The organism is Nostoc sp. ChiQUE01b (assembly GCF_034531255.1).
Taxonomy (GTDB): Bacteria; Cyanobacteriota; Cyanobacteriia; order Cyanobacteriales; family Nostocaceae; genus Nostoc.
The window spans coordinates 49,178-76,038 of sequence record NZ_JAVRBM010000043.1 but is presented as its reverse complement, the minus strand read 5'-3'; the positions used below and the strand labels follow the sequence as shown (position 1 = coordinate 76,038).

General features: G+C 40.6%; 20 protein-coding genes, 1 tRNA gene and 1 pseudogene. 10 read left to right on the top strand and 12 right to left on the bottom strand.

Going from position 1 to position 26,861, the window contains the following annotated elements:
* Window positions 1-54: 54 nt before the first annotated feature.
* The 5 genes from dpdE to RMY63_RS24910 all read right to left on the bottom strand — a co-directional run bounded on the left by dpdE (window position 55) and on the right by RMY63_RS24910 (window position 8,493).
* Window positions 55-3,366 carry a protein DpdE gene (gene dpdE, locus RMY63_RS24930; RefSeq protein ID WP_322731283.1) on the bottom strand — a complete coding sequence of 1,104 codons (3,312 nt, stop codon included), beginning with the start codon at window positions 3,364-3,366 and terminating at the stop codon, window positions 55-57.
* Between the two features lie 366 nt (window positions 3,367-3,732).
* Complete coding sequence (locus RMY63_RS24925) at window positions 3,733-6,186, bottom strand: tetratricopeptide repeat protein (RefSeq protein ID WP_322731282.1); 2,454 nt, start codon at window positions 6,184-6,186, stop codon at window positions 3,733-3,735.
* A 69-nt stretch (window positions 6,187-6,255) separates the two neighbouring features.
* Window positions 6,256-6,630, bottom strand: coding sequence for a hypothetical protein (locus RMY63_RS24920; RefSeq protein ID WP_292777271.1), 375 nt, complete (start codon window positions 6,628-6,630; stop codon window positions 6,256-6,258).
* 271 nt (window positions 6,631-6,901) lie between these two features.
* Window positions 6,902-7,291 (bottom strand): agenet domain-containing protein, encoded by a 390-nt coding sequence (locus RMY63_RS24915; protein WP_322731281.1) that lies wholly within the window; start codon window positions 7,289-7,291, stop codon window positions 6,902-6,904.
* A gap of 260 nt (window positions 7,292-7,551) precedes the next feature.
* Entirely contained in the window at window positions 7,552-8,493 is a 942-nt protein-coding gene (locus tag RMY63_RS24910; protein ID WP_322731286.1) for a lysylphosphatidylglycerol synthase domain-containing protein, read from the bottom strand.
* 155 nt (window positions 8,494-8,648) lie between these two features.
* Between RMY63_RS24910 and RMY63_RS24905 the strand changes: the two genes are divergently transcribed.
* The 4 genes from RMY63_RS24905 to RMY63_RS24890 all read left to right on the top strand — a co-directional run bounded on the left by RMY63_RS24905 (window position 8,649) and on the right by RMY63_RS24890 (window position 14,751).
* Window positions 8,649-9,632 carry an alpha/beta hydrolase gene (locus tag RMY63_RS24905; RefSeq protein WP_322731280.1) on the top strand — a complete coding sequence of 328 codons (984 nt, stop codon included), beginning with the start codon at window positions 8,649-8,651 and terminating at the stop codon, window positions 9,630-9,632.
* Between the two features lie 611 nt (window positions 9,633-10,243).
* Window positions 10,244-11,143 carry an alpha/beta hydrolase gene (locus RMY63_RS24900; protein WP_322731279.1) on the top strand — a complete coding sequence of 300 codons (900 nt, stop codon included), beginning with the start codon at window positions 10,244-10,246 and terminating at the stop codon, window positions 11,141-11,143.
* Window positions 11,144-11,238: 95 nt separating this feature from the next.
* The gene (locus tag RMY63_RS24895) at window positions 11,239-12,909 is read left to right on the top strand and encodes a phosphatidylglycerol lysyltransferase domain-containing protein (RefSeq protein WP_322731278.1); all 1,671 of its coding nucleotides are present in this window, start codon (window positions 11,239-11,241) and stop codon (window positions 12,907-12,909) included.
* A gap of 426 nt (window positions 12,910-13,335) precedes the next feature.
* A complete protein-coding gene (locus RMY63_RS24890) occupies window positions 13,336-14,751 on the top strand; it encodes a hypothetical protein (protein WP_322731277.1) in 1,416 nt (471 codons plus the stop codon).
* Between the two features lie 234 nt (window positions 14,752-14,985).
* Here RMY63_RS24890 and RMY63_RS24885 read toward each other — a convergent pair whose 3' ends face one another.
* A complete protein-coding gene (locus RMY63_RS24885) occupies window positions 14,986-15,594 on the bottom strand; it encodes a site-2 protease family protein (protein ID WP_322731276.1) in 609 nt (202 codons plus the stop codon).
* Window positions 15,595-16,118: 524 nt separating this feature from the next.
* Between RMY63_RS24885 and RMY63_RS24880 the strand changes: the two genes are divergently transcribed.
* Together RMY63_RS24880 and RMY63_RS24875 are read left to right on the top strand one after the other, a co-directional pair.
* Window positions 16,119-16,394 (top strand): DUF485 domain-containing protein, encoded by a 276-nt coding sequence (locus tag RMY63_RS24880; protein WP_292719479.1) that lies wholly within the window; start codon window positions 16,119-16,121, stop codon window positions 16,392-16,394.
* A 150-nt stretch (window positions 16,395-16,544) separates the two neighbouring features.
* Window positions 16,545-18,113, top strand: coding sequence for a sodium:solute symporter family transporter (locus RMY63_RS24875; RefSeq protein ID WP_322731275.1), 1,569 nt, complete (start codon window positions 16,545-16,547; stop codon window positions 18,111-18,113).
* Window positions 18,114-18,364: 251 nt separating this feature from the next.
* Here the strand turns inward: RMY63_RS24875 and RMY63_RS24870 are convergent, their stop codons facing one another.
* Together RMY63_RS24870 and RMY63_RS24865 are read right to left on the bottom strand one after the other, a co-directional pair.
* Window positions 18,365-19,177 (bottom strand): alpha/beta hydrolase, encoded by an 813-nt coding sequence (locus tag RMY63_RS24870; protein WP_322731274.1) that lies wholly within the window; start codon window positions 19,175-19,177, stop codon window positions 18,365-18,367.
* Between the two features lie 219 nt (window positions 19,178-19,396).
* Window positions 19,397-19,891, bottom strand: a complete 495-nt coding sequence (locus RMY63_RS24865; protein WP_322731273.1) for an NUDIX hydrolase — start codon at window positions 19,889-19,891, stop codon at window positions 19,397-19,399.
* Window positions 19,892-21,171: 1,280 nt separating this feature from the next.
* On the opposite strand from RMY63_RS24865, the gene RMY63_RS24860 reads away from it, so the two are divergent.
* On the top strand, window positions 21,172-21,894 hold the full coding sequence (locus RMY63_RS24860) for a hypothetical protein (RefSeq protein ID WP_322731272.1): 723 nt from the start codon (window positions 21,172-21,174) through the stop codon (window positions 21,892-21,894).
* A gap of 134 nt (window positions 21,895-22,028) precedes the next feature.
* Here the strand turns inward: RMY63_RS24860 and RMY63_RS24855 are convergent, their stop codons facing one another.
* The 3 genes from RMY63_RS24855 to RMY63_RS24850 form a co-directional block, all read right to left on the bottom strand.
* Window positions 22,029-23,087: a glycosyltransferase gene (locus RMY63_RS24855; RefSeq protein ID WP_322731271.1), complete on the bottom strand. Its 1,059-nt coding sequence runs from the start codon at window positions 23,085-23,087 to the stop codon at window positions 22,029-22,031.
* 332 nt (window positions 23,088-23,419) lie between these two features.
* Window positions 23,420-23,644 (bottom strand): transposase, encoded by a 225-nt coding sequence (locus tag RMY63_RS41895; protein WP_416212538.1) that lies wholly within the window; start codon window positions 23,642-23,644, stop codon window positions 23,420-23,422.
* Between the two features lie 8 nt (window positions 23,645-23,652).
* Window positions 23,653-23,922, bottom strand: coding sequence for a hypothetical protein (locus RMY63_RS24850; protein ID WP_322730686.1), 270 nt, complete (start codon window positions 23,920-23,922; stop codon window positions 23,653-23,655).
* A gap of 238 nt (window positions 23,923-24,160) precedes the next feature.
* On the opposite strand from RMY63_RS24850, the pseudogene RMY63_RS24845 reads away from it, so the two are divergent.
* Window positions 24,161-24,751: pseudogene (locus tag RMY63_RS24845) on the top strand (calcium-binding protein); the annotation flags it as partial.
* A gap of 257 nt (window positions 24,752-25,008) precedes the next feature.
* Here the strand turns inward: RMY63_RS24845 and RMY63_RS24840 are convergent.
* On the bottom strand, window positions 25,009-26,067 hold the full coding sequence (locus tag RMY63_RS24840) for a glycosyltransferase family 2 protein (RefSeq protein WP_322731270.1): 1,059 nt from the start codon (window positions 26,065-26,067) through the stop codon (window positions 25,009-25,011).
* Between the two features lie 153 nt (window positions 26,068-26,220).
* Between RMY63_RS24840 and rplS the strand changes: the two genes are divergently transcribed.
* Entirely contained in the window at window positions 26,221-26,583 is a 363-nt protein-coding gene (gene rplS, locus RMY63_RS24835) for a 50S ribosomal protein L19 (RefSeq protein WP_322671078.1), read from the top strand.
* A 154-nt stretch (window positions 26,584-26,737) separates the two neighbouring features.
* A tRNA-Trp gene (locus RMY63_RS24830) sits at window positions 26,738-26,810 on the top strand.
* The last annotated feature ends 51 nt before the right edge of the window (window positions 26,811-26,861 follow it).

The window sequence follows — 26,861 nt, the reverse complement described above, 5'->3', positions numbered from 1 at the left end:
TTACTTTACTCATAGATTATACTGTTTGTCCTAACCACCTTGACGATTGCTATATCACTCAAATTGCACAAGCGATCGCCCCGATACAATAATAAAACCCACAGAATCAAGCCTCAGAAGCGGCTGGCGAATTCCCTCTAGAATGGCTGCATTTAAAGCAGTTTCTATCTTCAATTCTTCAGCTAATGCATTATCCCAACTTTGCTGATTTAAACGTAGACGTAATTGTTCTACTCTATTGGCTAATTTCTTTTCGGCAACCCTAGCACAATTTTGACATAAATCAATAAAATCGGGACGATTGGAAAGTAATTCTGAAGAAGTGTTACGCACTTGATAGCAAAAATTTTGCCATTTACTAGGATCAACAAAATCGTCAATAATTCCTAAGCGCTCTTTTGCTAGGTTGTAATCTCGTCCTTGATTATTGTTTTTATCTTTATATGGACGTTGCAGAATACTTAAAAGAGCTTTATCCTCAACAACCCGGATTTGCTCATTGCGACCATCAACATAGATAGTTTCTATAATTGGTGGAAATAGAGCATCAACACGTCGCTGCAAGTTTTTGAATTGAGAATTATCTAGTTTGTTATCTAGTAAAACTTGTTTGGCAATTCTTAAATTTGCCTCGACTACATAATTACATTGAAAACCGAACCATTCCTTCCCTTTTTTCGCGTCCCAAGATGCATCAGTGCGCCACAGAGCAAAGGCTTCACCTCGGTCATCCCAGTTGATATAGTTCAAGAGTGCTTCGACAAATCCTTCGCCAACCCGAAAGAGTTTAATACCAGTATTTTGGTTTGCCACCCTGCGATTATAAGTACCAAATTGGTCTAGGGAACTCTCAGCAAAACGGTTTTTTAACTCATTTATTGGAACCAAGGTACGCGTTGTCGGTTGATAACGTCGCATCTCTGATGAATCGGGGTTATTGATTCCTCTGAATCCCAGTGCGTCACAAATCCAGCCTTCAATTGCTTGCCTAATTTCTAGATGACGAGCATCGTAATTATCTAGCTCTTGAAAATACTCGGTAGCAATTTCATCGTTTGCATCAATTTCATCTAGAGCATTTTGTTCGCTAATTTTGGCGATTTCCGCTTCAATTTGCTCTTGAATTGGTGAAACCATCTCTAACAATCCAGCTGCACCTGATTGAAACAAAACTGTTTCTAATTCTGCAAGTTTCTCATCAACATAAAACTGGAGACTGGCAATTGATTGTTGGAAAATACCAAACCCATCTTTTAATACTTTATACCAAGCATTGTGAGGGCTATCTTCTAAGTAAGGGCCTATCAAGGCACTAGATTGGATGCCAATTTTGCTGCCAATGCGGTCAAGTCTGCCAATTCTCTGCTCTAATTGATTAGGCGACCAAGGAAGGTCAAAATGAATTAACCAATCGGCAAACTGGAGGTTCCGTCCTTCTTCTCCAGAGCGATCGCATACTAAAATAAAGCAGTTTGGGTTATTCTTGAACCGATTTAAGCCTTCTTCAACCTTATCTGGCGATTCTCCAAATTGATGGCTGGCTATTGTCTGGGCACCAAAGGTATCAGATAAATATCGGACAATTTCGCCACAAGTTTGCACAAAACTGGTAAATACAATAAATTTGGGCAGAATATCGCCAGTAATTGGTCTTTTGATTCTCTGCTGTATTCTTGTAATGAATTCGTTTTGATTCTTGCGAACATTTGCGGGAATTTTGAAGTATGTACCTAGCTGATTCAGCAGTACTGTTTTCAAATTTTCCGTCCGTTGTCCGTCCTCTTGAGGTTGACGAACAATTTTTAGTAAGGATTGGAGAATCTCTTCTTCACCAGAGAATTTGGGGGTTGTAGTTAATACGCGAATATCATCTTCTTTAAATTCCTGGATGAGTTTAGCATGAGGTTTGGCAGTTAAACGCGCCGTAATTACCTGCTCTAAAATCCCTAACCAAGTACCAGCAGCGAGAAATAACAACAGAAAAACTCGCTGATATTGTTTGTCCCCAGGAGCAACACTTTGCCATTGATTCAGGAGTTCGTGGATATCAAGCGATCGCTCGTCTAAATCATACTCTTCTTTTGGCGTAAAATTGCGGTCAAATATCACATCTTCCACCGCCGCGCGACGGTTGCGAAGCATTCGCCGATGTAGTCGATAGATATCGCTAACATGGACGCGAATCGCTTGGACGATTTGCTCTTGCTTGGTAGAGTTTGCTTGCAAACAATTTTCTAAATCATCCGCCAGCTTCAGTAAATACTTATCCTCAGCAAAGAGGTTTCGCAATTGCTGCAAGTTGCTTTTGAGAACAACAGGTTCCGCACCTTCTTTAAAAGAAAGCAGAAGTTTACCAATTTGCTGACGGCTGGCAACTTTGGCGCGAAAACCTGCTAAATCACCCAGTTTATAAGTTGTCGGGTCGAGCAAGTGCAACATGGCCAGAAAATCCTGCTCGTGATTGAGAACCGGAGTGGCAGATAATAAAAGTAAGCGATCGCTTTTATGAGCAAGTTCTTTGCAAGTCTGAAAACGCTGGCGCACTGTTGCATCTTTAGAGGTCGCCATTGCTGCGATGTGATGGGCTTCATCTAAAATTAAGCAGCCTATCCTTGCTTTCAGGTTGATTTTATGAATATCTTCAACCGCCAGCACCGCTACCCGTTTGGGAAAATGGGAGATGTAAAACTTGTTTTCTAACTCAGTTTGCCATTGTTTGAGCAAATATTGCGGAACTATCACCACCGCACCTTTTTTCGGTTCATCGAGAAGAAATTGACGGAGAATCGCACCCGCTTCGATGGTTTTTCCGAGTCCCACCTCGTCTGCTAGCAAGTAGCGTTGAATTGGGTCTTCCAGTACCCGCCGCACTACTTCAACTTGGTGAGGATAAAGATTAATATTTGCCGAAATCAGTCCCGTCATCCCCCGACTGACAGCGCGTTGCTGAATCAAGGATTTCACGAAAGCCAATCTTTTGTCGTGGAAATAGGGCGTTTCGTGACCCTTCATCGCCAGAGTTTGGATAGGGTCTGTATTTGGTAGATTACAACGAACGTAAATGTCTTCTTCAGTAGCGATCGCAGTTTTCTTATCTGGTAAATCAATTTGATACATTTCTGTATCATCATCCCAGATAAAAACTCTGCCAACTATCCATTTATCCTGAGTTTGGGACTTAATATAGCATCTAGCTTGGGGTTCAAGCTTAACTTGAGAGAGCGAACTTAAAGGTAAAGTTTTTTGGAGACGTTGCCCTATAGAGCAGAAATACTCAACGTTTGCATTGGTATCAGATATTTCTGTAACTTTTCCAATACCCAAAGAATTATTCTGGGACTGTACCAATAAACCAAGCTTAATCATAGATCCAGTCCCCTGAACACACTAAAAGAACCTTCCAGACTAGTTTTTAGCCCATATCTGGCAGTTTTGTCGATCAACATTATAGATAATAAACTGGTATTACAGTTTTTGTCAGAGCGATATCTACGACGGTCACTGAGCCTACGGTGTATACAGAAGTCAAATTACCCCCTTTAATCCCCCCGATGTATTGGCTACAGTGTACACACAAGTCCTAAAAACCTAGCTTGATAAGCCTTTCCTCGTTCCCATACGGAGTATGGGAATGCATTCATTGAATATCTTCGGTGAGCTTCTCTACGAGACGCTCCGTGAACGCGAACGCGCTTTTCAGTTTGATCACGGTATGCTTTGCACAAAACTAGCTTATTCTGGATTTGGGGGGAGGCGATCGCGAAGATTTGCCAAATTTTCACAACACTTGACAGTGCGGAAGTGACTTACCCCTAATCGTTGCTCCAAAATCTCCAAAGCTTGCAAATACAACGGTTCAGCTTTAGTGTAACGTCCTTGTAAGTAGTAGAGTTTTGCCAGATTGTTGAGAGTAATGGCAAAATCTGGATGTTCCTCTCCCAGCAGTTTGCGCCTGAGTGCCAAAGCCTGGATGCAAAGGGGTTCGGCATCGTTGTATCTACCTTGGGAGTAGTAGAATACCGCTAGGTTGTTGAGGCTAAGGGCGACAGATGGATGTTCTTCTCCCAGCAGCTTGCGCCAGAGTGCTAAAGCTTGGATGTAAAGTGGTTCGGCTTCGCTGTATCTGCCTTGGGAGTAGTAGAGATACCCTAGGTTGTTGAGGTTAAGTGCAACATTAGGATGTTCTTCTCCGAGCAGTTGACGCCTGAGTGCCAAAGCTTGGATGTAAAGTGGTTCGGCTTCGCTGTATCTGCCTTGGGATTCGTAGAGACACGCTAGGTTGTTGAGGCTTTGGGCGATATCTGGATGTTCTTCACCCAGCAGTTGACGCCTGAGTGCTAAAGCTTGGATGTAAAGGGGTTCGGCTTCGCTGTATCTGCCTTGGGAGTAGTAGAGATACCCTAAGTTGTTGAGGCTAGTGGCAACATCTGGATGTTCATCTCCTAGCAGTTGACGCCTGAGTGCTAAAGCTTGGATGTAAAGGGGTTCGGCTTCGCTGTATCTGCCTTGAAAGCCGTAGAGATACCCTAGGTTGTTGAGGCTAGAGGCGACATGTGGATGTTCTTCACCCAGCAGTTGACGCAAGAGTGCCAAAGCTTGGATGTAAAGGGGTTCGGCTTCGCTGTATCTGCCTTGGGAGTTGTAGAGATACCCTAGGTTGTTGAGGCTAGTGGCGATATCTGGATGTTCTTCACCCAGCAGTTGACGCCTGAGTGCTAAAGCTTGGATGTAAAGGGGTTCGGCTTCGCTGTATCTGCCTTGAAAGCCGTAGAGATACCCTAGGTTGTTGAGGCTAGAGGCGACATGTGGATGTTCTTCACCCAGCAGTTGACGCCTGAGTGCTAAAGCTTGGATGTAAAAGGGTTCGCCTTCGCTGTATCTGCCTTGGGAGTTGTAAAGAGACGCTAGGTTATTGAGACTAGCGGCTACAGATAGATGTTCTTCTGCAAAGCGTTTTTTAGTGACTTCTAGACATTGTTTCAACCAGGGTAAAGCTTGGTTATATAAACCTTGAGCATTATAAAATGTAGCGTTGCCCTCAAAAGGCCAAAGTAAATCATCATCGCTGACGTATTGAATCAAATTATTAGCTACTTCTGCTAAATGAGGTATGGCAGGGGAGACATCGCTGATTTGCTTAAGGGTAGCGTCTTCAGGAATATCTTTGGCAACTGCTACCATTACCCGACAAAGCGATCGCTTAAATTCCTCTACCCGCTCTAAACCTGTAAGCTTATATTGAAAAAACTCCCTTAGCAGTGGATGCAATTGATAAATTCCCTCACCTTTGCGCTGGAGTAAGTGCAGATTCAGCAAGCTATCGTCTCTAATTTCTTCTAAATCTTCTGCATCTTCATCTGGTAAACACTGTTCCACCAACTTCCAAGGTATGGGTGCGGCCGCAAATAAACTCAATAAACAGCCCAGTTGTTTATCGTCGTCCTCTAATTCCTGCCAACTCAACTCAAAGGCTGCTAACACACCTCGTTGTGCTGTCATGTCGGCTTCCGACTTAGATTTAGACAGAGAACGCTCATCTAATCGCTTGTTCTTCAACCGTAGCAACATTTCTGCTAAAGATAAATCCTGTTTCCGCGCCAGATAGCGCCCCACTAATTCCACACCCAAAGGCAAATATCCCAGCCATTCACACAACTGATTTGCTAAAGCTAATTCTCGCTCAATTCGCTCTGGTGTTTCTTTGAGTAACGACCTTAATAACTCCAGCGCCGCTTCTGGTTGCAGCACACCCAAAGATAACTGTGCGATGCGTCCCAACTTTTGGCGTGTAGTCATTAGCACTTTAAACCGAGAAGGTAGCGACTGTAAGTAAGGCTTAACTTGCTCGTAATCGCTGACATCATCCAACACTAGCAGCACATCACCGTCACGCCAACGCCGCCAACAGTATTGCACTTGGGCGAGTAAATCAAAATCTTCTGGTGGCTTTAAATCAAGCTGCGTTCTGGCAAACTGCACAACTTGAATGCCCACATCCCCAGTTTTTGGTAGCAACCAGCAAAGCCCACCGTTGTATGTTTCGCAGTGCTGGATGGCATATTGTAGGGCGAGTTCTGTTTTACCAACTCCACCCATGCCAGAAATAGCAGCGATCGCAACTTGTTTATTATCCTGCAAAAGTTGGTGGAGGTTTTGCAATTCTTCCTCACGCCCGACAAACTCCATTACCCCACTCAAGGGTAAATTTTGCGGTATTTCAGTAGAAAGTATCGATTCCCCTTCGGGCGACTTTAGTCAGAAGTTAAAGGTATTGCCAGAAACAGTATTAGTTCCGCCTTTAATGATTATCCCTTTATAGTTTTCAATAGTTTGAGTCAATTGCGGTTGAGCTTCTTTAGCCAATGCTGCGACAGCTTGAGCAATTTCATCATCTTTCTTTGCCGCTTCCTCTACCTGCTGCCCAATAAGATAAGCTTGACCATAATCTAAAGGTTGCGTTTTAGCCTGTTCGATAACCTTCGCTGTGCTAGGTTCCTTGCGTTTCAGCAGAACTAACAACTTTTCGCCTTCGTCCCAAGCCTTTTCGCCGATGATTTCACCAGTTTTTTCAAAGGCTTTGGTGATGACTAAGGTTGCGATCGCAGCAGCTGTCAATGATACTGGCTCCATAAGTTTCCCAAAATATAAGAGATTTTACTTATGGCTCTCAGTTTAACAGCCTCTTACCAGTTGTATAGCAAGGGACTGGGGACTGGGTGAAAAGTCTTTTGGTGTCTAAGTTTTATCATCTCTTGATGTCCTAACCAGCAAGGCTTGTGCTATACGTAATTCATTCTGAATTCTGACGACTGACGCCTTTATTCTGTTTTGATAAAACAAATTAAGGGACGACTCCAACAGTTGAAGTCGTCCCTTTCAACTTATAAAAATGAAATATTCTCTATCTGCTTACCCTGCCAGGTTCAACCCACTCATCCCAAGAGCTATCGTAGCCATCATAAGTAATTTTATAAAGATTGTTGCTAACTTCTAAAACCTGCCCTGGATACCATTTTCCCTTCCACAAAATTCTGACTGCATCTCCAACTTCAAATGATGCCCGAAAGCGCGTAGTACCAACCCATTCATTCCAGGAACTATCATAACCATCGTAGGTAATATAGCACTTGTCATCATTAACCTTAAGTACCGTTGCCGGATACCATGCTTCCTTCCAAAGAACCTCAGCCTTTTGTCCCACAGAACAGGGTGAAGCAGCAAAAGCACTGGGAATTAATGTTCCTACCCAAGTTGCCATAAAGATGGCACCAAACAATACTTTGTTTTTCATGATTATTTCTATCCTCAAACAGTAAAACCGAATTTTGATGATGATTTCTGGAAATCTACTTCAAAATTTGCAACTAACTTTTACTATTTTTGTGGGATTTGTTTAGCGATCGCCTCAGCAAAAATTAGGAATTTTCACCGCTATTTGTGAAGATATCGTATTTAAGATTAGCAGTAGCTATCGATTCGTTAGATCCCCGACTTCTTGAAGAAGTCGGGGATCTATTAGTGTTCATCTTGAAACTGGATTTGATAGTTGATTCATTTTCGGAAGTTTTCGGATCTAAATTTAATTTCATATATTCCCAGCAAACCCGCTGCAAGCAGCAAAGGTAAGAAATAATAGACTCCCCGATAAGCTAACATTGAACCCAAAACTGCCGCCGCCGAAACTTTTGAGGATAGAATCAGCAAAATTATAGTTTCAAATACTCCCAAACCCCCAGGTACATTACTAACCACACCTGCAAACATCGCTAATAAATAAATGCCTAAGAAGTCTAGATATGACAAAGATATATTGCTAGGAAGTAAAGCATAAAGAACTGCCGCTGCCAGAATCCAGTCAAAACTAGAAATTGCTATTTGAGCCAGGGATATGTTAAAAGAAGGAAATCGAAATTCATGTCCACGAATTATTAATGGTTGTTTAATAAAAATACTTCCTAGTAAATAAGCCGCAACTAATAGTAGAAAAATTACGCCGATGGGACGCACAGTAGCAAAAGGTAAATGTAATTGAGTGGGAATCTTCAGGGGGTTGATGAGAAATAAGAAACCTGCAACAGCAAACATCCCCAACCAAAAAGTAAAATTGGCGAAAGCAATCACTTGAGCGATCGCAACTGCTGACACTCCCCAACTAGCATAAAATCGATAACGGATAGCACTACCAGTCAGCAAGGCAAAACCTATCGTATTACTAAATGCAGAGCTAATAAAGTTAGTGAAAGCAATCTTATTCCAACTTAGGGAACGATTAATGTAGTTAAAACCTAAGATATCGTACCCAATCATCACTAGATAGCCCAAAGCTGTCAGCCAAATTGCCCAACTTAAGCGACTTTTGGGAATAGCAGCTAGAGAGTTGAGGATATCACGATAATTATACTCATGCAATTCATGAGCGATCGCCCACAGGGAAAGCACCAGCAGTAACAAGCCAAACAAAGAACTAAAATTGAGTCGCAGCTTTTTAAGCATCATGAAGAAACTTATCCTAACTTTTGACTTTTAATTTACAACCAGTCGCAAACTTTCCATCCTGTTGACACAGTATCGACATATCATTTGCATAAGCTTTTGAAGGCAAGCATCAATTATCCAATAATGCTCTGTTTAACCAATGCCCTTCAAAGATGAACTACAAACAATCTAAAATTTTCTTGCTATTTTCAGTATTAACCTTAGTTGGCTGTAATTTCTCTCAAGGTGTCGTCGCAAAACCACCGCAACAGCAGGATTTACAGACAACGCCTTCCGTTCTTCCAACCCAGCGCAATACTAGCAACTTGGCGACTCTCCTAACCTATCAAATTGAAACTTACGATAGTAAAGTAATGGGTGCAAGTCGCACTTATGGCGTTTCTTTACCTCCGGGCTATGAGCAAAACTCAAAACAAAGGTATCCTGTAATCTTTCTCCTCCACGGTGGACATGGTGATCCCAGTAGTTGGTTTATTCAGAATAAGGGACAAGCTCTCAAGACTGTAGAACAACTTTATACTACAGGTAAGTTGCCACCCAGCATCATCATTACACCAGATGGCAACGACAAGCGTGGCTCTAGTCCTTACCGAGATCCCGAATATATCGATGGCCCTAACGGTAAAGTCTCTACAGCCGTAGGCGATGAATTAGTAAAAGTCGTACAAAGCCGTTATCGTACAATAAATAATCCAAATTTTTGGGCAATAGGTGGTTTATCTTCTGGTGGTTGGGGAGCAATCAATGTGGGATTACACAACGTAGATCGTTTCTCAATTTTATTTAGTCATAGTGGCTATTTTCAAGATAAAAGTGGCCCAGCAAATAGCCCAATATCTTATATTAAAACCATTCCTTTACAAGCTCAAAAAAAGCTGAAAATATATCTGGATTCGGGTACATCAGATACTGATGAACTCGGCGAAGCAGAGCGATTTAGTAAAGTCCTAAATCATCTGAAAATTTACAATTCATTTCGCCAGTTTCCTGGCAGTCACACTTGGCAATACTGGCGGAAACATTTAGCCGATTCATTGACATTTGTCGGCGAACAATTTCGACAAGCTTCAGAAACAGCAAATATGGCTGAGAAAAATTTAAGTATTAATCATAATAAAAATGCTAAAAATAATTGAAAATCTCTAGTACAGCACGGCGGAAATAAGCAGACCATTGAAAAGTTCTTTAAAGCTTATTCCATAAAACTTTTCCCCCTTTTTAAGGTGGATTTAGGGGGATCAGATGATTTGTGTGTACACGGTAGGATGCTTTGAGGAGGGGAGCGATTGCGTTAGCAAATGCGGGGTGGGGTTCTTTATTTTTGATTTATGCAAGAGGTCTATTGTGAAAATTTTTGTTATGGTCGTCCTTGGTCATTTGTCCTACCCTGCGGTCAGCCGCCGGCGCGTCATTAATCAATTTGTGATTACGAAGGACAAATGACTAATGACTAATGACAGCCAACTCCAAAAATATTTTACAAATAATTTAGGACTGCTATAGTAATGAGAAGTTTGTAGTAAGCACTTTAGTGCTTAGAAAATTAAGGACTAAAGTTTTTACTACAAACTTACTTGCCCATCAATTTCAACTTGACAGACCACAAGTAGAAATAATACTATTTTTTTGCCGACCAGTTGATACTTAAAAGTTAAGGTGAAAAACTCAACTGCCATTTTTCAAAAGATTCATTATAGTAAATTCTAATGGAGGTGATTTTTTTAAAAGTTAAAAGAATATAAAGAATATGAAGATTAATAAATTGTTAATTAGTTTGGTAGCAGCGATCGCCCTCCTTACTACTGCTGGTTATTATTATGTATTCATTTTAGGTGCGCCACAACTAGACCCACCCAAAGAAGAGGCAACAACTGGGCTAAAGTTTCAATTAGCAACCTTTAACTCCCAAGCAATGGGTGCAGTCCGTAACTACGGCGTGATTTTGCCCCCTAGTTATAGCAAAAATCCACAAAAGCGCTACCCTGTGATATTCTTACTACACGGTGGTCATGATGATGCTCGTGCTTATGCTGTTAAATATGCGCTTTTAGACGTATTGCATGAACTTTATCAAAGTGGAAAATTACCGCCATCGATTGTGATTACACCTGATGGTAATGATAATCGCGGTTCTAGTCCTTTATACGACCCCGATTACTTTGATGGGCCGAATGGCAAAGTGGGGACTTTGATTGGTTCAGAATTAGTACAAGTTGTCAAGTCGCGCTACCGCACTTTGGAAGAACCCCAATTTTGGGCGCTAGGAGGTCTATCTTCTGGAGGATGGGGTGCATTTAATATCGGATTACGCTATCTCAACAACTTTCAGATTTTGTTTAGCCATAGCGGTTACTTTACTGATGATAGCGGTTCCCAAAATAGTCCTCAACAAATTGTGCAACAGCTACCAGTTCAAGATAGGAAGCGATTGCGTGTTTATCTAGATGCGGGTGTGAATGATACTAATTTGCTAGCTTCTACCAAAGCTTTCAACGAAACCTTAAATAAATTAGGCATTGCTCACGTATTTTATGCATTTCCTGGAGGTCATGGTTTGTCTGGTGCAGATATAGGTTGGAACTACTTTCACAAACATCTAAAAGATTCACTATCCTATGTCGGAGAACAATTTAAAAAGTCAGAGTAGAGACGCGATTAATCGCGTCTGTACAGGAATTAAGAATTTTCACTCCAAAACAAATGACAAATGACAAATGACAAATGACCAATGACAAATGACAAATGACAAATAACTTAAAAACTAAGATTGGACTTTGGAGTGCAGCTTTCCTAACAGGTTTAGTCGGAGTAGTAAATTTATTATCAGCCGTGACACCTAACCTGTATGGACGGAATCAGTGGTTAAAGGAATTTTTACCATTTGATGTTCGTGCTAGTGGTCATATATTTGCAGCATTAACTGGGTTTATTTTATTAACACTTGCTACTAATTTATTACGCCGAAAAAGAATAGCTTGGTTACTAACCATTGCTCTATTAGTAATTTCTATTTGTAGCCACTTGCTGAAGGGACTGGACTATGAAGAAAGTCTACTCTCTGGAGTTTTGCTAGTGCAATTAATTTTGATGCGCCATTTTTTCACGGCACAATCAGACCGTCCTTCCATTGCACGGGGAGTTAGAGTACTGATAGGCGCTTTATTATTTACCCTAGCATACGGAACTATTGGATTTTACTTGTTAGACGGCAAATTTTCCGAGAATTTTAATTGGCGGGAAGCGATAGTTCAGACTTTGGCGATGTTCTTCACCGAGGATAATTGGGGACTGCAACCAAAAAGTCGATTTGGAGAGTTTTTTGCTAATTCTATCTATGTTATTGCCGCAGCTACTATTACTTATGCAACGGTAATGCTGTTGCAACCTGTGTTTTGGCGGAATCTCGCAACTACAAATGAGCGACAAAGAGCTAAAGAAATTGTCGAGCAATATGGATGTTCTTCTTTAGCAGCGCTGACACTCTTAAATGATAAAAGTTATTATTTCAGTCCTTCGGGTAATAGTGTAATTGCTTATGTTCCCAAAGGACGGGGCGCGATCGCTTTAGGAGATCCCATTGGCCCCATTGAAGACCGCAAAGAGACAATTATTGCTTTCTGGCAGTTTTGCCAGCGTAATGATTGGTATCCTGGCTTTTACCAAACTATGCCTGATGATGTTGAGCTTTACAAATCGTTGGGGTATAAGGTACTCAAGATTGGAGAGGAAGCGATCGTTGATTTAAAAAGTTTTACCTTACAAGGTAAAGCAGGTAAAAACTTTAGACCATCAATCAGTCGTTTAACTAAGCTAGGATACCAAATCGACTTTTACCAACCACCCATCACCAATGATTTATTGCATCGGCTCAAATCTGTGAGTGATGAATGGTTGAAAATGGCACAAGGTTCAGAAAAACATTTTTCTTTGGGTTGGTTTGACGAAGCTTACCTGCGAGAATGTGAGATTGCTGTGCTGCATAATCCCGAAGGTGAGATTAGCGCCTTTGCTAACATTATCCGGGAGTACCAACTTAACGAAGCAACTATTGACATGATGCGACATCGCTCATCTCTTGAAAATGGCACAATGGACTTTCTATTTATTTCCCTACTCCAGCATTTTAAAGAGGGTGGTTACGACAGCTTTAATTTTGGTCTTTCTGCCCTTGCTGGAGTTGGAGACAACCCGGAATCGCGCCGCTTGGAAAAAGTATTGCACTATCTTTACGACCATTTGAATCGCTTTTACAACTTCAAGGGACTGCACGCTTACAAAGACAAATTCCGCCCTCGTTGGGAACCGCGTTATTTCGTTTATCCCAGTTTAGCCACCTTACCAGATGTAGTTGTAGCATTAATTCGTGCAGATTCAGGCGATCGCCTCTTCGATTATTTCAAACCCGGAGCCTAAATGTGGACTCAAAAATTCGCAATGATTTTGACCGAATTGCTTTATACCATAACATCTCATTGCATAACGATATCTACTAGGGGCTACGCCCACACAACTTGGCATTTTTATGATACAATTGTACTATAAAAGTATGAATATCTGATGAGTATGCAACGCGAAGTACGGTTTTGCCTAAGTTCTTAGCGAATAGACTTAAAGAAACTTTGCGCTCCTACCCTGCAACAAGGCCAAGCGCCTATGCGTTTAAACTTAAACCCTCAATTATCCACGAATTTACCAAACTTTGTACAAAGTTTGGTAATCAAATCATTGTGTGTTTTTACTTTAAATTAGTACGGTTATAACAGCTTATTTTGCAAGATTAATAGACTTCAATAACCGTTACTATAAAAGATTCTTGACCTTTATATGGAAGGTGGCAATATGACAAAAAATCAAATTTATCTAGTAGAATTAATTCAAATTTTTGCACAATATCGCAATAATATTATCATCAATATTAAGCACCTACAAGAAGATTATCAAAGAACAGGTATTAAACGTATTAGAGGTGTTAGAAACGAAAGTGGAAAACTGATTCAACCTTGGTTAATAACAGAATATATGGATGATACTGACTATGTTAGTATGGGCGAGTTTCAGTTTAATCGTAATACTGCTACTATCAATATGCTTGTCAAACGTAGAGTTAAACTTGCTAAATTTGAAGACCAAACTCCTACCATTGAAGTAGCAGGGTTATTAGTAAATGACCTCAACACCTTTAATAATTACACAATTGTAAGTGACGGCAAAATCAACGTAAAGTCATTACAAGTCAAAATTAGCAGTAAAAAAGTCTTTGATTTACTCAAAGAAAAAGGTATACTGGATGCAGAAAAATTTGACTTTCAGTTAGAACATACGATTCAGTTAGATAACTTGCCACTTGTAGCTGCTAATAATAGTTACAGCAGTATTGATGGACTATTCAATGAACTAGCAGAAATTAAAGTACTGACTAGTATTATTTGTGCTCACCTAAAAAAAGAGTCAAATGTATTTATAGAAGCGCAGTTAGATGAGTTTAAAAAGCACTATCTGTCTAAGAATATTTACATCAACTTTCCTACAACCAACGAATACACTGATATCAACGATGCTTTAGCTAATGGTACTCTTGACTCAAAATTGAGTTATAAAATCGATATCGGCAGTCAAGATATTCTGAACTTGAGTAAGTTACCTTCTGCTAACAAATTTCTCAATAGAATGTATCGCCTTTATGACAAAGAAACTGGAGAAATTATCATTAAGCCAAGTTTCGAGATGGTATTTCATGAAAATCTCGCTATGAGGCATAGATTACTGTCATCACGTACCAAGATTACAAAAGTTGACGAGTTGATGAAACCAATTTTTGATGATTTTCTTGGGCTTGAGCAAAATGGTATTGTTGAAGGTATTCTTAAGAAAGTTGGTGCTGATAGTTTAGCGCAGTTGTTGCCGGATAAACAAGCTGGTAAGCAGATAGACAAAGAAGAAATAGTTGTAGCTTTAACGGTGGCAAAGAAAAAGTTAGAAGAATATGCAGAAAATATCTATCAAGATAAAATATCTCCCTTAGTATTTTACATTGGTTCTACTGGACTATTGCCAGAACAAATGGAAGCTAAAGCCATGACTGCTGACGAAGCTGCTGTTAAATACCCGAATTTGCAATTTTCTAAAGATGAGCAAGAAGGTACTTTTTTTGCAGTTGGTGATAGTATTATCAGCATCTATGAAAAAACTGAATATTATAGCAAACTTATTTCTGGAGGTGTAGACAATAAGATGAGATATACCAATCTTATTTGATTTGGGAACACCGAGAGACTCAGATCCCCGACTTCTTAAAGAAGTCGGGGATCTTTTTGTTTGTAACTCATTTAGAATTGCTATATAATCTGTAAATACAGTAGTAATAAAATACTGTATAAAATTATTTTTAAATCTTTATTAATAATTTGAAAGTAGCGTTCTACGAACGAAGAATAACCTTTCTTGATTTCCATTCAAGTTTTCCTTTTTATTTACCTAAAAATTTGCTGTTTACATCGCCAATGCTGAACTAATAAACAAATCAGCAATGCGACTAATTCCTATCCCAAAACCCGGAATTATAAATAGAAGCATCATCGCAAAAAGTCCAAATTGGCTATATTGCAGTGGCTTTAGTTGAGGAAAAATTTCACTGAAAACATGAAAGCCATCAAGTGGTGGAATTGGCAAGAGATTAAACAGAAATAATGTCAAATTAATCCGAGCTGCTAAATAAAAAAAATCCTCACTCAAAATTTCTGAAAAACTTAGATTAGAAAGAAATTTCAGCACCATAATAAATAAAACGCCTAGAGCCAGATTTGATAATGGCCCAGCTGCCGATACCAAAATGTTGCCTAGCTTCCCAGAGCGAAACTTAGATGGGTTGACGGGCATTTGTCCCCAAGCTATACCCATGAGACAGAGAAAGATGATTGATTCTTTGCCCATGTGAACCACAGGATTCAGCGTCAGATGACCAGTTTGTTGTGGAGTGTTATCTCCCTGACTCATCGCAGCCCAGCCGTGAGCAAGTTCATGCAAAGTGATGGAAAATATAACAATTACAACGATTCTAAAAAAATGAATCGGCTCTGTGATGAGTGTTTCAATAAACATACTTTACTAAATTTTGGTAATGCCCCATCTGTGTAGTAACAAGCTTACGATATAAATGCTACTAAAGTATTTACGTAAGAAGCTACAGTGATTTCTGGTATATTTGATAAATTAAAATTTACTACTTTTATTAATTTTCAGTTGATTTGATTGCTAAAAACAATATTTCATAACACTTGAAGGATTTTACAGCTTGCTAGTAACTACGTATTTATTTTATTTTTTAGTATATAAAAATTTAATTACTGAGCTAGGTTTAAAAATAATAGTATAAAAATTTACTTTTTAAGTGATCAGAAATCGCTGAATAGATCGAGTTTATTTGTATCTAACTGCATCTATAGTTTTATGTTTCTTGACTCAAAACAGAGGCGCTATTGTCTTGTTATTTAAGTATATCACTTTGCAAAGTTAATTTTATTACCTGATATAGCAATAGATTTACTAATAATCTTTAAGAAAATTAGACAGAAATCAGCTTCAATGAGACAATCTGACCTAATCTTCTCAACCTAAAGGAAGACATGAACGATCGCACAAAGGCTCTCCAGGCTCTCGCCGCTGAACGTTGGCGGGTATCCTTGATTCTCAGTGGAGCTATGATGTTTATTTACTTCGGCTTTATCTTATTAATCGCGTTCAATAAGCCCCTATTGGGGTCATTAGTGTTTCCTGGCCTCAGTCTGGGAATTTTACTAGGGGCGCTGGTAATTGTCTCAGCATGGGTATTAATTTTTATTTACGTGCGTTGGGCAAATAGCAGTTACGACGACCAAATCGCAAGGCTGACACGCAAATGAAGAGTGCTGAGTCAAAAGTGCTGTTAGCGGTAGCGGGGCGTTTAGCCCGTGCTGAGTAATATTTGACTCACTCAGCACTCAGCACTGAGTAAGACGAATTAGCTATTAGCAATTTCTAGTCCCAAATCCAAAATCCTAAACCAAAAAAGCATGAATAGTGTGTGGTTCGATCTGCCACTAGCGGCGGATATTACTAGTCTTGGTAAGTTTAACCCGTTGGCGATCGCTTTCTTTTTTCTGTTTGTTGTAAGTTCTCTAGGCATTACCTATTGGGCGGCGAAGCTCACCAAAAATACGGCACAGTTCTATACAGCTGGCGGTAATATCAGTGGTTTCCAAAATGGGCTGGCCCTAGCAGGAGACTTTATGAGTGCAGCTAGCTTTTTAGGTATCGCTGGGCTGGTGGCACTCAACGGCTTTGATGGCTTAATTTATTCTATCGGCTTCCTGGTGGGCTGGCCGATTGTCATGTTCCTAATTGCCGAACCACTACGAAACTTAGGTAAATACACTTTTGCCGATGTAGTGGCTTATCGCTTACAGCAAAAACCTGTACGTATCGCCTCTGCAATTGGAACGCTGGTAGTAATTAGCTTTTACTTAATTGCCCAGATGGTAGGTGCTGGGGAACTAATCAAACTATTGTTTGGCTTTGATTATGAATTAGCTGTGGTCATCGTCGGTTGCGTGATGATGGCTTATGTGATTTTTGGCGGGATGATTGCCACCACTTGGGTACAAATTATCAAAGCAATTCTATTGCTCGGCGGAACTTTCTTACTAGCTATCTTGGTACTGGCACGATTTGGCTTGAACCCAATCGCTCTTTTCGCTGCTGCATCCCAAAAGTATACAGGTGTATTAGCTCCGGGCAAACTGGTTTCCGATCCCTTTGATGCGATCTCTTTAGGGATGTCGTTGATGTTCGGCACTGCTGGATTACCCCACATCCTAATGCGTTTCTACACAGTACCCGACGCCAAAGCAGCGCGGCTCTCTGTTACTTATGCCACAGCTTTTATTGGCGTTTTTTATCTCCTTACCTTTATCCTGGGCTTTGGAGCAATGGTGCTAGTAGGTCAAGATGCCATCAAGCAAATTGGTAGTGGTGGTAATATGGCTGCGCCGATGTTGGCAGAATTTCTCGGTGGTGATGCTTTCTTAGGCTTTATCGCCGCTGTTTCTTTTGCAACGATTTTGGCAGTTGTCGCTGGGTTGACACTCTCAGGTGCAGCTGCATTGTCCCACGATTTGTGGGTGAACGTGGTGCGATCGGGTCATGCTGACGAGTCAGAACAACTCAAGGTGGCTCGCGGTGCAACAATGCTTTTGGGGTTAGTGGCAATATTCCTGGGTATTTTGTTTAAAGGGCAAAACGTAGCTTATATGGTAGGTTTAGCATTTGCGATCGCTGCGAGTGCAAACTTTCCAGCCTTGCTCTTATCCATGCTTTGGCGACGCTTCACTACCAATGGTGCAGTTGCAAGTATGTTAGTAGGTACTGTCTCCTCTTTAGTGCTGATTTATTTGTCACCTACTATTCAAGTAACGATTCTCAAGCACGCTTCTGCACCCTTTCCCTTGAAAAATCCTGGATTAATCAGTATCCCACTGGCGTTTATTGTGGCGATTGTTGTTTCACTATTGAGTACTGAACAGCTGGCACAAGAAAAATTTGCGGAAGTTGAAGATCGGATTCACATTGGTTCTGGGATGTGATTTTGTGAAAGCACAAACAAGATAAGCGGCGAAAGCCGCCGCTCAGAACTAGAGTGAAAATGCGTAGCGGGGCTTAAACAAAAATTAAGCCCAAGTGTAACCCAAACTAGCTTTATAAGCAGCAAATACGCCGTTGAATTTTTGTCGTGACTTTATCATCCGTCTAATTGCTACTAATTTCACAATTTTAATTGTGGTTTATACCAATTTATCTGTAAGCATTCTTCACAAATTACTAGTCTTGAAAATGCTCAATTCTCTTTAATAAACTCCGCAATCTCGCTCGCCACTACTCCAGCACAAGATTCTGGTAAGTCATTTCCGGCATGGGCAATCATTTTCAACTCAACTTTCGGCATCAGTTGAGCATAAACCCGACTTTTAGCTAAAGCATCTGGTGTATCTTGCCCACCCTGTAGAATAAAAACTGGGACATCTATCATATAAAGCTGCTTTTGCAATAATTCTGCCTCAATTTCTACTTGTCGCCGTTTGAAAAGTAACTGGCAACCTATGGGATACGGCAATAGTGATTGACGCAACTGCAAGTCTTGTACAATTTTTTCATGCCAACCCACGATTTTAGTCAAAGGACTGAGCGATCGCAAAAATTTAACTATTAGTGGTGGGTAATTCAATAATCGCCGCATCTTCTGGCAATACTCTTCTTGTCCTGCTATCTCTACGCCCTCTGGTGCTAGCAGTACCACACCATCAACTTTCTCTGGATACTTTAAAACATAGCTAGCAGCAATCCAACCCCCAAGAGAATGCCCCACTAAATATACTTTTTCTAGCTTCACAGCTTGCAAAAATTCAGCTAGACATTCAACTTGTAAATCTATCGAATGATGGATATTAGGATTTTCTGATTCCCCAAATCCTAACAAATCAGGTGCAAAACAATGAAAATCTTGTGCAAGGGATTCCATCACAGATAACCATTGACTGCTCTCATTCCAAGCACCATGTAAAAAAATTATAGGAGTTTTTTCACCGACTTCACGCCAGAATAATAGCCCTTGAGAGAGCTTTCTCCGGGAGTTACGGAATAGTGTATTCATTTTATTTAGTAGTTAACTTTTAGCACTATAATAAATAGTCATTAGTCATTAGTCATTGGTTATTGGTCGTTAACATTAATAATTTTTGATTATTAACAATTGGACTTTGGACGAATGACAAAGGACAAATTACAAAGAAAGAAGTGTGAGCCAAGGCTTCGTGAGATCGTAACTTTGGCGGCAAATGACAAAGGACTAATGACTAATCAAAAAATATTGTTATGCCAGTGTTGTCAAGCCATTCAAGTAGTCTTGCAATTGCCGAGTATGGTCGTGAGACATCTTTCCTGAAGGTAGTAAACTGGGAAAGAAAGCTTGGATTTCCGTGACTTCTAAAGTGTCTTGAATCTCCATTGTCCCATGCACCTCGGCTTCAACTACAATACAAATTGAATGGATTCTGGGATCGCGGTCTGGTGCAGAGTAAACTCCTACTAAACGGTTAATTTTCACCAATTCTAGCCCGGTTTCCTCCATCAATTCCCGGCGGACTGTATTGGGAATATCTTCTCCCCAATCTACAATCCCTCCAGGCAATGACCAAAGACCATTGTCGCGCCGCCGGATCAGTACAATCTGACCATCGGGTAAAATTGGGATGATACTAGTGCCAGTAATGGGATGACGAAATATTATACCCAATACTGTTTGTCCAATACGCCATAAACTACGTGTGGACTCTACAGCTGCCGGAAAAAAAGCAATAACGTTCAATCTTCAAAATTTATGTGTTGTATTCTATAGTTCCCTACCACTTACATAGGCTCAACTAATAAAACTTTTGTTGAGTTTTGTTTTATACAAAAATGTTTGTGGATTGAGATTTTATTCTCACGATTTACGTAGAATATTATCAATTCTAACATCAAGTTTCATGAGAAGCACTGTATTTAGATATACATGATATTTTTCTAATCAGGTAAATTTTCAGTTTATAGCTAGCATTAGTGTTACTGAAACTAGCTGTTACTAATAGAGTTTTAGAACATATTAAAAAATAATATGAATAATAAGTCAAAATCCAAAATTCTGAATTCTAAATTTATAAGAGGCAATTAAGTAGGGTTTAAAACCTACAATTAATTAAAGACTATAGGACTCATATTTGATTGCGTGAAAAAAACTCAGTACACCTTTATTCCTTCTTAAGAGTCCCCAGTCCCCATTACCCCTTATCCCCTTCAGGGACCCCACCTTCCCCTTATCCCCTTCAGGGACCCCACCTTCCCCAGTCCCTAGTCTCTACGAGTAATTCTCCGAATCAAATCTGATTGCTAAACCACGTCCACTTTGAAAACTGTAGTTCTTTCTATATGAAAAGAAAAAACCCTCATCCCCCAGCCCCTTCTCCCAATATTGGGAGAAGAGGAGCCGGAAAGAAGTCCTTCTCCCTACTTGGGAGAGGGATTTAGGGTGAGGGCAAAAACTACGGTTCTCAACGTAAATGAGGTTTATATAGCAATCCTATCTGAGTTGTGAGAAAATACGGAAGGGTGTTTCAAGGTATAATTAGTAGCAATTTTAGGTGAATATTAATGTGGATGCGATCGCTATGTAAGTAAGTCAGTGTGAATATTTATCGTTGGCAGGAGGCAGAAGGCAGGAGGGAAAAGGGTTTAAATCTATTTAATTTTTCTTAACATAGTTTGGTTTTTCCACATTATTCTACTTAGCGTCCCGTTAAGACAGCAATGAACCATAGTTTATTAAGAATCAGGATAATTACTGATGATTCATATATTGTCTAATCTGTCAATGCATAAGTTCTAATTTGGATTTTTTATAAAGATTGCGTGAAATTACTAGTTATCGTGATAAAGCATTACAAGAATTGCCTTATAAATCAACCTATGAGTAAATATCAACTCATTGAGCAAGCATACATTAACCCTATTTATCTAGCAGGTAGATAGCAGTTGAAAAGTGGGTTTTTGCTATTTGATTTAAACCACGCGGTATAGCACTCTGTTAATTAATATCCAAAGGACACAAATATGACTAGAATTGCCACAAAAATAGCCTTGTCTGTTCTCGGAGCAGCAGGAATTAGTTTTTTGTCTTGGACACCAGCAACAGCCGTCATTTTTGTAGAACCAATTGTGACGACTAAAAATCAAGATGTACTCGACGCAAAAAAACCAAGAACCCTTACAGACTATCTACCAGGGCAAGTAATAGAATATGGTGTTCCAGATGTAGCTAATAACTTTCTAAATGCCACTGGTTACGATATAAACAGCTTGGTCTTTGATTTAAAAACGCTGTCCTATAGTAATCCGAATTCTACTCCACCATTTGATAATGAATCAGTGCAATGGGGAGATGTTAATGGGGATGGGAAGATTGGTAACTCTGCTAACCCCGATCTAAAGGATATTTTTACAGACATTACCATTGCTGGTAGTACTATCACTTTTAGTGGTGGCGTCATCCCAAACGGAACTCTGTTTTACAATCCATTCGCTACCCTGCCTAATCTAGCGCCAGGTGCTGGAATCATTCCACCAATTCCAGCAGAGCAAGAAGATAAAGATGGGCCGATCAGAGTGGCTGCTTATTATACCGCTGTTCCTGAATCAACTAACGTTTTGGGTGTACTAGTCTTTGGCGCTTTAGGCGTGGCTTTAAAACTAAAGCGATCGCTCGCTCTGAGGGAACTGGGGACTGGGGATTGGGGAAGAAGCAAGGGAGCAAGGGAGCAGGGGGCACGGAGATGAGGGAGATGAGGGAGATGAGGGAGTGAGGGGACAAAGGGACAAGGAGATAAACAAAACTCTTAACTCTTAACTCCTAACTCAGCACGGGCTAAACGCCCCGCTACCGCTAACAGCACTCAGCACTCCTAACGCCCTCATTCTGTAATTAACTCCCGATACACTGTCATTGTTTCCTGATGGACGCGGGCAACACTCAGCCTCTCTAGGTTTTTCTTTGCCCGCTGTTTCCACTCCTCCAACATCTCGGTATTACTCAGTAATTGCACTAAAACCCTAGCTAAAGCATGACTATCTTTTGCTGGTACTAAAAGACCTGCTTGCCCGTTGTCTAAAGCTTCAGGAATCCCGTCTACCTGAGTGCCGACGATCGCAGTTCCAGTTTCTCTAGCTTCCGAAAGTACCAAAGGGCAAGGGTCACGGTGGGAAGCTAGCACAAATATGTCACAAGATATCAAATAGCGTTGAGGTTCCGGTTGAAAGCCTTCAAAATGAATGCGTTCATTTACAGAAGTTGCTTGTGCTTGTGCCTCAAATAGCTGTTTATCAGGGCCATTTCCTACCAAATAAAGATGGGCTTGGGGAAAATCTGAGGCAATTTGTTCAAAGGCAGCAATTAACTCAGCAATTCCCTTGCGTTGATACATCCCGGCTACAGTGGCGATCGCTGGATGCTGTAATGGTAAAGGTTGATAATCTTGTATTTGTCGGGTGCGGGGACTGCCTAAAGTGCCGTTACATACTACCCGCAACTTGTTTTCTGAAACACCACGCCTAATCATAGAATCACGCACAGCTTTACTGACAGCAATTACTCTGTCAGCTAAACCCATCAGCAGGCTGGCACGCTGAAATTCGTTGTGGACTGTAGAAACTAAAGCATATTTGCGTCCCTTAAAAATGCGTGCTAATATTACCCCCGTCATCATGTGGGCATGAACAATATCCGGCTGAAATTCAGCTGCGATCGCTCGGTAACGTATAGCTGCTTTAATCGTATTTATCGGTTTTCTGCTTTGGTCTAATTGGTAATGTTTGACACCACAAATATCTAGTAAAGCCTCGTATTCCCCACCAGCAGAAACAACCGCTACCTCATAACCAGATTTTGCCTGTAGACAAGCCAGATCCACAGCTACATTCACAATACCGTTACCTATTTCTTGAACGTGGTTCAAAATATGTATGATTCGCATAAGCTTTAAGATGTGTATAAAAAATAAAGATAAGTAACTGAGTATAAATCAACATAATTATTGAGGTCTTCAGTGACAACTCAAAAGTAGTCAGTAGTGCGTAAAATTGACCACTTGCTACTCACAAAGACGTTTAGAACCAGTTACTTAGCTTAAAGACTTATTCAGTAACGGCTTGATAAATCGGGGTAAAACTTCAAAATTTTGAATATGTTATTTTAAGTCGCTACAGCCTTATTTTCTATTTCCCAATATTCTGGTATCTGTTATCCCCAAGACCAAAGTATTCGTTATTGACCCGACACAGAACGGTGTTACAGCATTTACGGCTGCTATGAGGTACAGTAGCAGCAACTAGCGAACCAGTTTCTTAAATGTTGAGGATTTATTAAGTCGAGTGCAACTGAGATGAGTTTATCAACCATTTCTGTTGTAGTTGGAGCGAAACTGCGTAAAAAAGATTTAAGTTGTGACCACCATAATTCAATTGGATTAAAATCGGGAGAGTATGAGGATAAACAAATAACTTTCGCGCCGACAGCTTCAATTATTGGCACAATTGAATCTAGTTTATGTGCGGATAAATTATCAATTGATGTCTACTGCTCCTGACCATAAATTTGGCACTAAAAACTTCAAGGGCAAATAAAACAAATGCAATGCCGTCCATTGAATTATTCATTGTCATTAATGCAACTACTTTTTTAATGCTAATTGCTCCAATTACTGTAACTTTTGAGCCTCTATAAAAGGGTTTAAGAGAGTAAGCTCTTGTTCCCATTTGTGAACGAGCATGAGTCCTTGCTAACCCTAGTAGAACGCCAGTTTCGTCCAAAAATACTAAATTTTCTGGCTCTATATGTTTGACCTTTTCCCAATAATCTAATCTTAAATTTAGGACTCAATAGTCCCCGCTTGGGTACTCCGCTTTGTTTTTTTTTCCGATTTAATCCTAATTTCTGTAACGCCCGACACATTGCACTTCGCCCCACCCAATTGCCAGTCTTGTCTGCAAAGAATTCACACAACTCTATCAATGTTGCATCTGGATGTGCTTCAACTAATTCCCTTATACCATCACCGATTTCGGTGGAATAGGTAAAGGCTCAAATCCATCGGCAGTAATCGTTGGCGAATTGGATACACTCAAATTCCAAGGTACTGGATTGACTGCCCGAAATCTGCTACTCACCCAGAATAGTAGCAATCTGGAAATCACTTTTGAAGGCGTAGCTGATGACAAAGTTATCCTGCAAAACTTTGCCCTGGAAAACTTAGACAACCTTTCCAGCATCGGCAATATCCTCTTTGATGGGCAAAGCAGCATTCGTGATAGCTTTGATGTCTTTAATGCCAACTCCACCCAAAGCACCATCTTCAACAAAAATACAGTCACCTTTGTCAATGACCTGAACAATAATGTCAATGGCTTTGATAACTCAGATGATGTCATTAATGGTCAGGGGGGTGATGACCGCATTGATGGCAAGAGTGGCAACGACCTACTACGTGGTGGTGTAGGTAATGATACCCTCATTGGTGGTACTGGCGATGATACCCTTGTAAGTGGTAGAGGTCAGGATAGCCTCATCGGAGGTACTGGTAATGACATTCTCTTTGTGGGTGGTTTTTATGATACCCTGACTGGCGGTAGCGGTAACGATCAGTTTGTCTACCAAAAATTTAGTAATTACAGTACAATTACTGACTTTAATAAAAGCCAGGATAAGTTAGTTCTGATTGACCTGCTTAAGAACTGGGGCTACAGTGGCAGCAATCCCATCTTAGATGGCCACCTAAAGTTTGTGCAATCAGGTACTTCGACAAAAGTCAATTACATTGGAGTTTATGACGATGACACCGTAGCGACTTTGAATAATTTCACTGCAACAAATCTGGTAGTCGGTAGTAATGTCCTCATCTAGCGCTGAGAGTTCGACTGAGCGTTCGCCCCGAATTCCACCAGTGGCATAGAATCTAATTCTAAATTTTGAAGACTGGTGCTTTTATTCTGGGCATTTTGCAAGACATCATAATACAACTCAATCAATACAAGTTTACGAATCTGAGAATTGTTTCCCTGAGAGCGGCGTGATGAAACAGCAGTTAGCAAAAACTTCCAAGACCGAGGAGAAAGTATAGATGGATCTATCATTGAAAGAAAACTTTTGAGATTTTTTTGCTTCAATGCGACTAAAATCCAATGGAGTTTTAGGTAATTTTTTATATCCTGAAACACAGGAATCTTTGAGCGATGTTGCTCATTTACCAAGGTGTAAATTTTCTCCTTCATCAAAACATTTGTTGCCAACCGCCGAGACAAAGAAAACTTTTGATTATACGCACCCGGCCAGATAGTGCGGTAAGCAAGACACTGGTTGAAGAAAATAGCATCGCCAAACTGAGCAATCCGAATCCAGGAATCGATGTCATCACAGTTAGCATCGAGTGTGGAGTCCCAACCACCACTTTGCAGGAAAGCATCACGTTGACAAGCTACTTGTACAGGTGTGCCAAAAGGTACAAGCTCTAAAAGCATCCCGTAGTGAATATCGGCTTGTGGGATATAAAAAGCTAAACCAGGGCCAACTTGGGGGGTGCGAGAGAGTTCAACTTCATTGCCATCCACCTGAGCCGCTACACAAGAGCAGATTACAGCATCGGGACGAAGTGCGATCGCCTTTGCCATCTCTTCTATGCAGTTGGGCGCTAAATAGTCGTCATCATCTAAGAACTTAATCCAGTCGCCGCTAGCTTTGGCAACCCCAGCATTCACCGTTGCTGCATGACCAAGGTTTACTTCGTTACGATGGTAAACAATCTTGTCCCCTAAACTTTTGAGATAGGTTTGGGTGTCATCAGAAGAACAATCGTCAGCAACAACCACCTCGCACTCGATTGTTTGGTTACGAGCCGAATCAATTGCTCTTTGCAGCAAATTCAAGCGATTATAGGTACTGATGACGATGCTAAATTTCATAAATTTTTCCTTTGTAATACGGCATTTTGCAATATAGCTTTGATCTTTAGGGTTTTGTATCAGTACAATTATCAATCCTAACAAGTAGACTGAAATAGGATTATCGATTTATCATTGATGATCGCGAGTTTTTTTAAGCAGACACCAAAGACTATGAACGCTCAAGAGATTATCCGCTCCATTGAAGCGGAACAGATAAAATCAAATGTGCCTGACATTTATGTGGGCGACACTGTAAAAGTGGGAGTGAAAATCAAGGAAGGCGAAAAGTACCGCGTGCAACCCTATGAGGGAGTTGTGATTGCCAAGCGCAATGGCGGCATCAACGAAACTATTACAGTTCGTAAGGTTTTTCAAGGCGTGGGCGTTGAGCGGGTATTTCTGTTGCATTCTCCCCGGATTGACAGCATCAAAGTATTACGTCGTGGTAAAGTCCGCCGTGCTAAACTATATTATCTCCGCGATCGCGTAGGTAAGGCAACCCGGATCAAGCAACGGTTTGACCGCCCTTTGTGATTCGTCCTGCAATCATTATGGGAGAAATCTCAAGCTGCAAGCGGCATCTGCCGCTGACTTGTCTTCAAGGGCAAAATTAAGGTATGATGTAAATCGCATATTGCGTTAAACTGAAATTTAGTTCAGCGCAATCACTGAATCAAAAACAGCTTGTGCGCTCTTAGTTCAGTTGGTAGAACGCAGGTCTCCAAAACCTGATGTCGGGGGTTCAAGTCCTCCAGGGCGCGCTCAAAAGCAAAAAACAAAGCCCGAAATAATTACGCAGCTGCTAATATAGC

Bases quoted from the DNA above. Each gene is read 5' to 3' on its own strand.
- dpdE (WP_322731283.1), bottom strand. From the start codon at position 3,366: ATGATTAAGCTTGGTTTATTGGTACAGTCCCAGAATAATTCTTTGGGT.
- RMY63_RS24925 (WP_322731282.1), bottom strand. From the start codon at position 6,186: ATGGAGTTTGTCGGGCGTGAGGAAGAATTGCAAAACCTCCACCAACTT.
- RMY63_RS24920 (WP_292777271.1), bottom strand. From the start codon at position 6,630: ATGGAGCCAGTATCATTGACAGCTGCTGCGATCGCAACCTTAGTCATC.
- RMY63_RS24915 (WP_322731281.1), bottom strand. From the start codon at position 7,291: ATGAAAAACAAAGTATTGTTTGGTGCCATCTTTATGGCAACTTGGGTA.
- RMY63_RS24910 (WP_322731286.1), bottom strand. From the start codon at position 8,493: ATGCTTAAAAAGCTGCGACTCAATTTTAGTTCTTTGTTTGGCTTGTTA.
- RMY63_RS24905 (WP_322731280.1), top strand. From the start codon at position 8,649: ATGAACTACAAACAATCTAAAATTTTCTTGCTATTTTCAGTATTAACC.
- RMY63_RS24900 (WP_322731279.1), top strand. From the start codon at position 10,244: ATGAAGATTAATAAATTGTTAATTAGTTTGGTAGCAGCGATCGCCCTC.
- RMY63_RS24895 (WP_322731278.1), top strand. From the start codon at position 11,239: ATGACAAATAACTTAAAAACTAAGATTGGACTTTGGAGTGCAGCTTTC.
- RMY63_RS24890 (WP_322731277.1), top strand. From the start codon at position 13,336: ATGACAAAAAATCAAATTTATCTAGTAGAATTAATTCAAATTTTTGCA.
- RMY63_RS24885 (WP_322731276.1), bottom strand. From the start codon at position 15,594: ATGTTTATTGAAACACTCATCACAGAGCCGATTCATTTTTTTAGAATC.
- RMY63_RS24880 (WP_292719479.1), top strand. From the start codon at position 16,119: ATGAACGATCGCACAAAGGCTCTCCAGGCTCTCGCCGCTGAACGTTGG.
- RMY63_RS24875 (WP_322731275.1), top strand. From the start codon at position 16,545: ATGAATAGTGTGTGGTTCGATCTGCCACTAGCGGCGGATATTACTAGT.
- RMY63_RS24870 (WP_322731274.1), bottom strand. From the start codon at position 19,177: ATGAATACACTATTCCGTAACTCCCGGAGAAAGCTCTCTCAAGGGCTA.
- RMY63_RS24860 (WP_322731272.1), top strand. From the start codon at position 21,172: ATGACTAGAATTGCCACAAAAATAGCCTTGTCTGTTCTCGGAGCAGCA.
- RMY63_RS24855 (WP_322731271.1), bottom strand. From the start codon at position 23,087: ATGCGAATCATACATATTTTGAACCACGTTCAAGAAATAGGTAACGGT.
- RMY63_RS24840 (WP_322731270.1), bottom strand. From the start codon at position 26,067: ATGAAATTTAGCATCGTCATCAGTACCTATAATCGCTTGAATTTGCTG.
- rplS (WP_322671078.1), top strand. From the start codon at position 26,221: ATGAACGCTCAAGAGATTATCCGCTCCATTGAAGCGGAACAGATAAAA.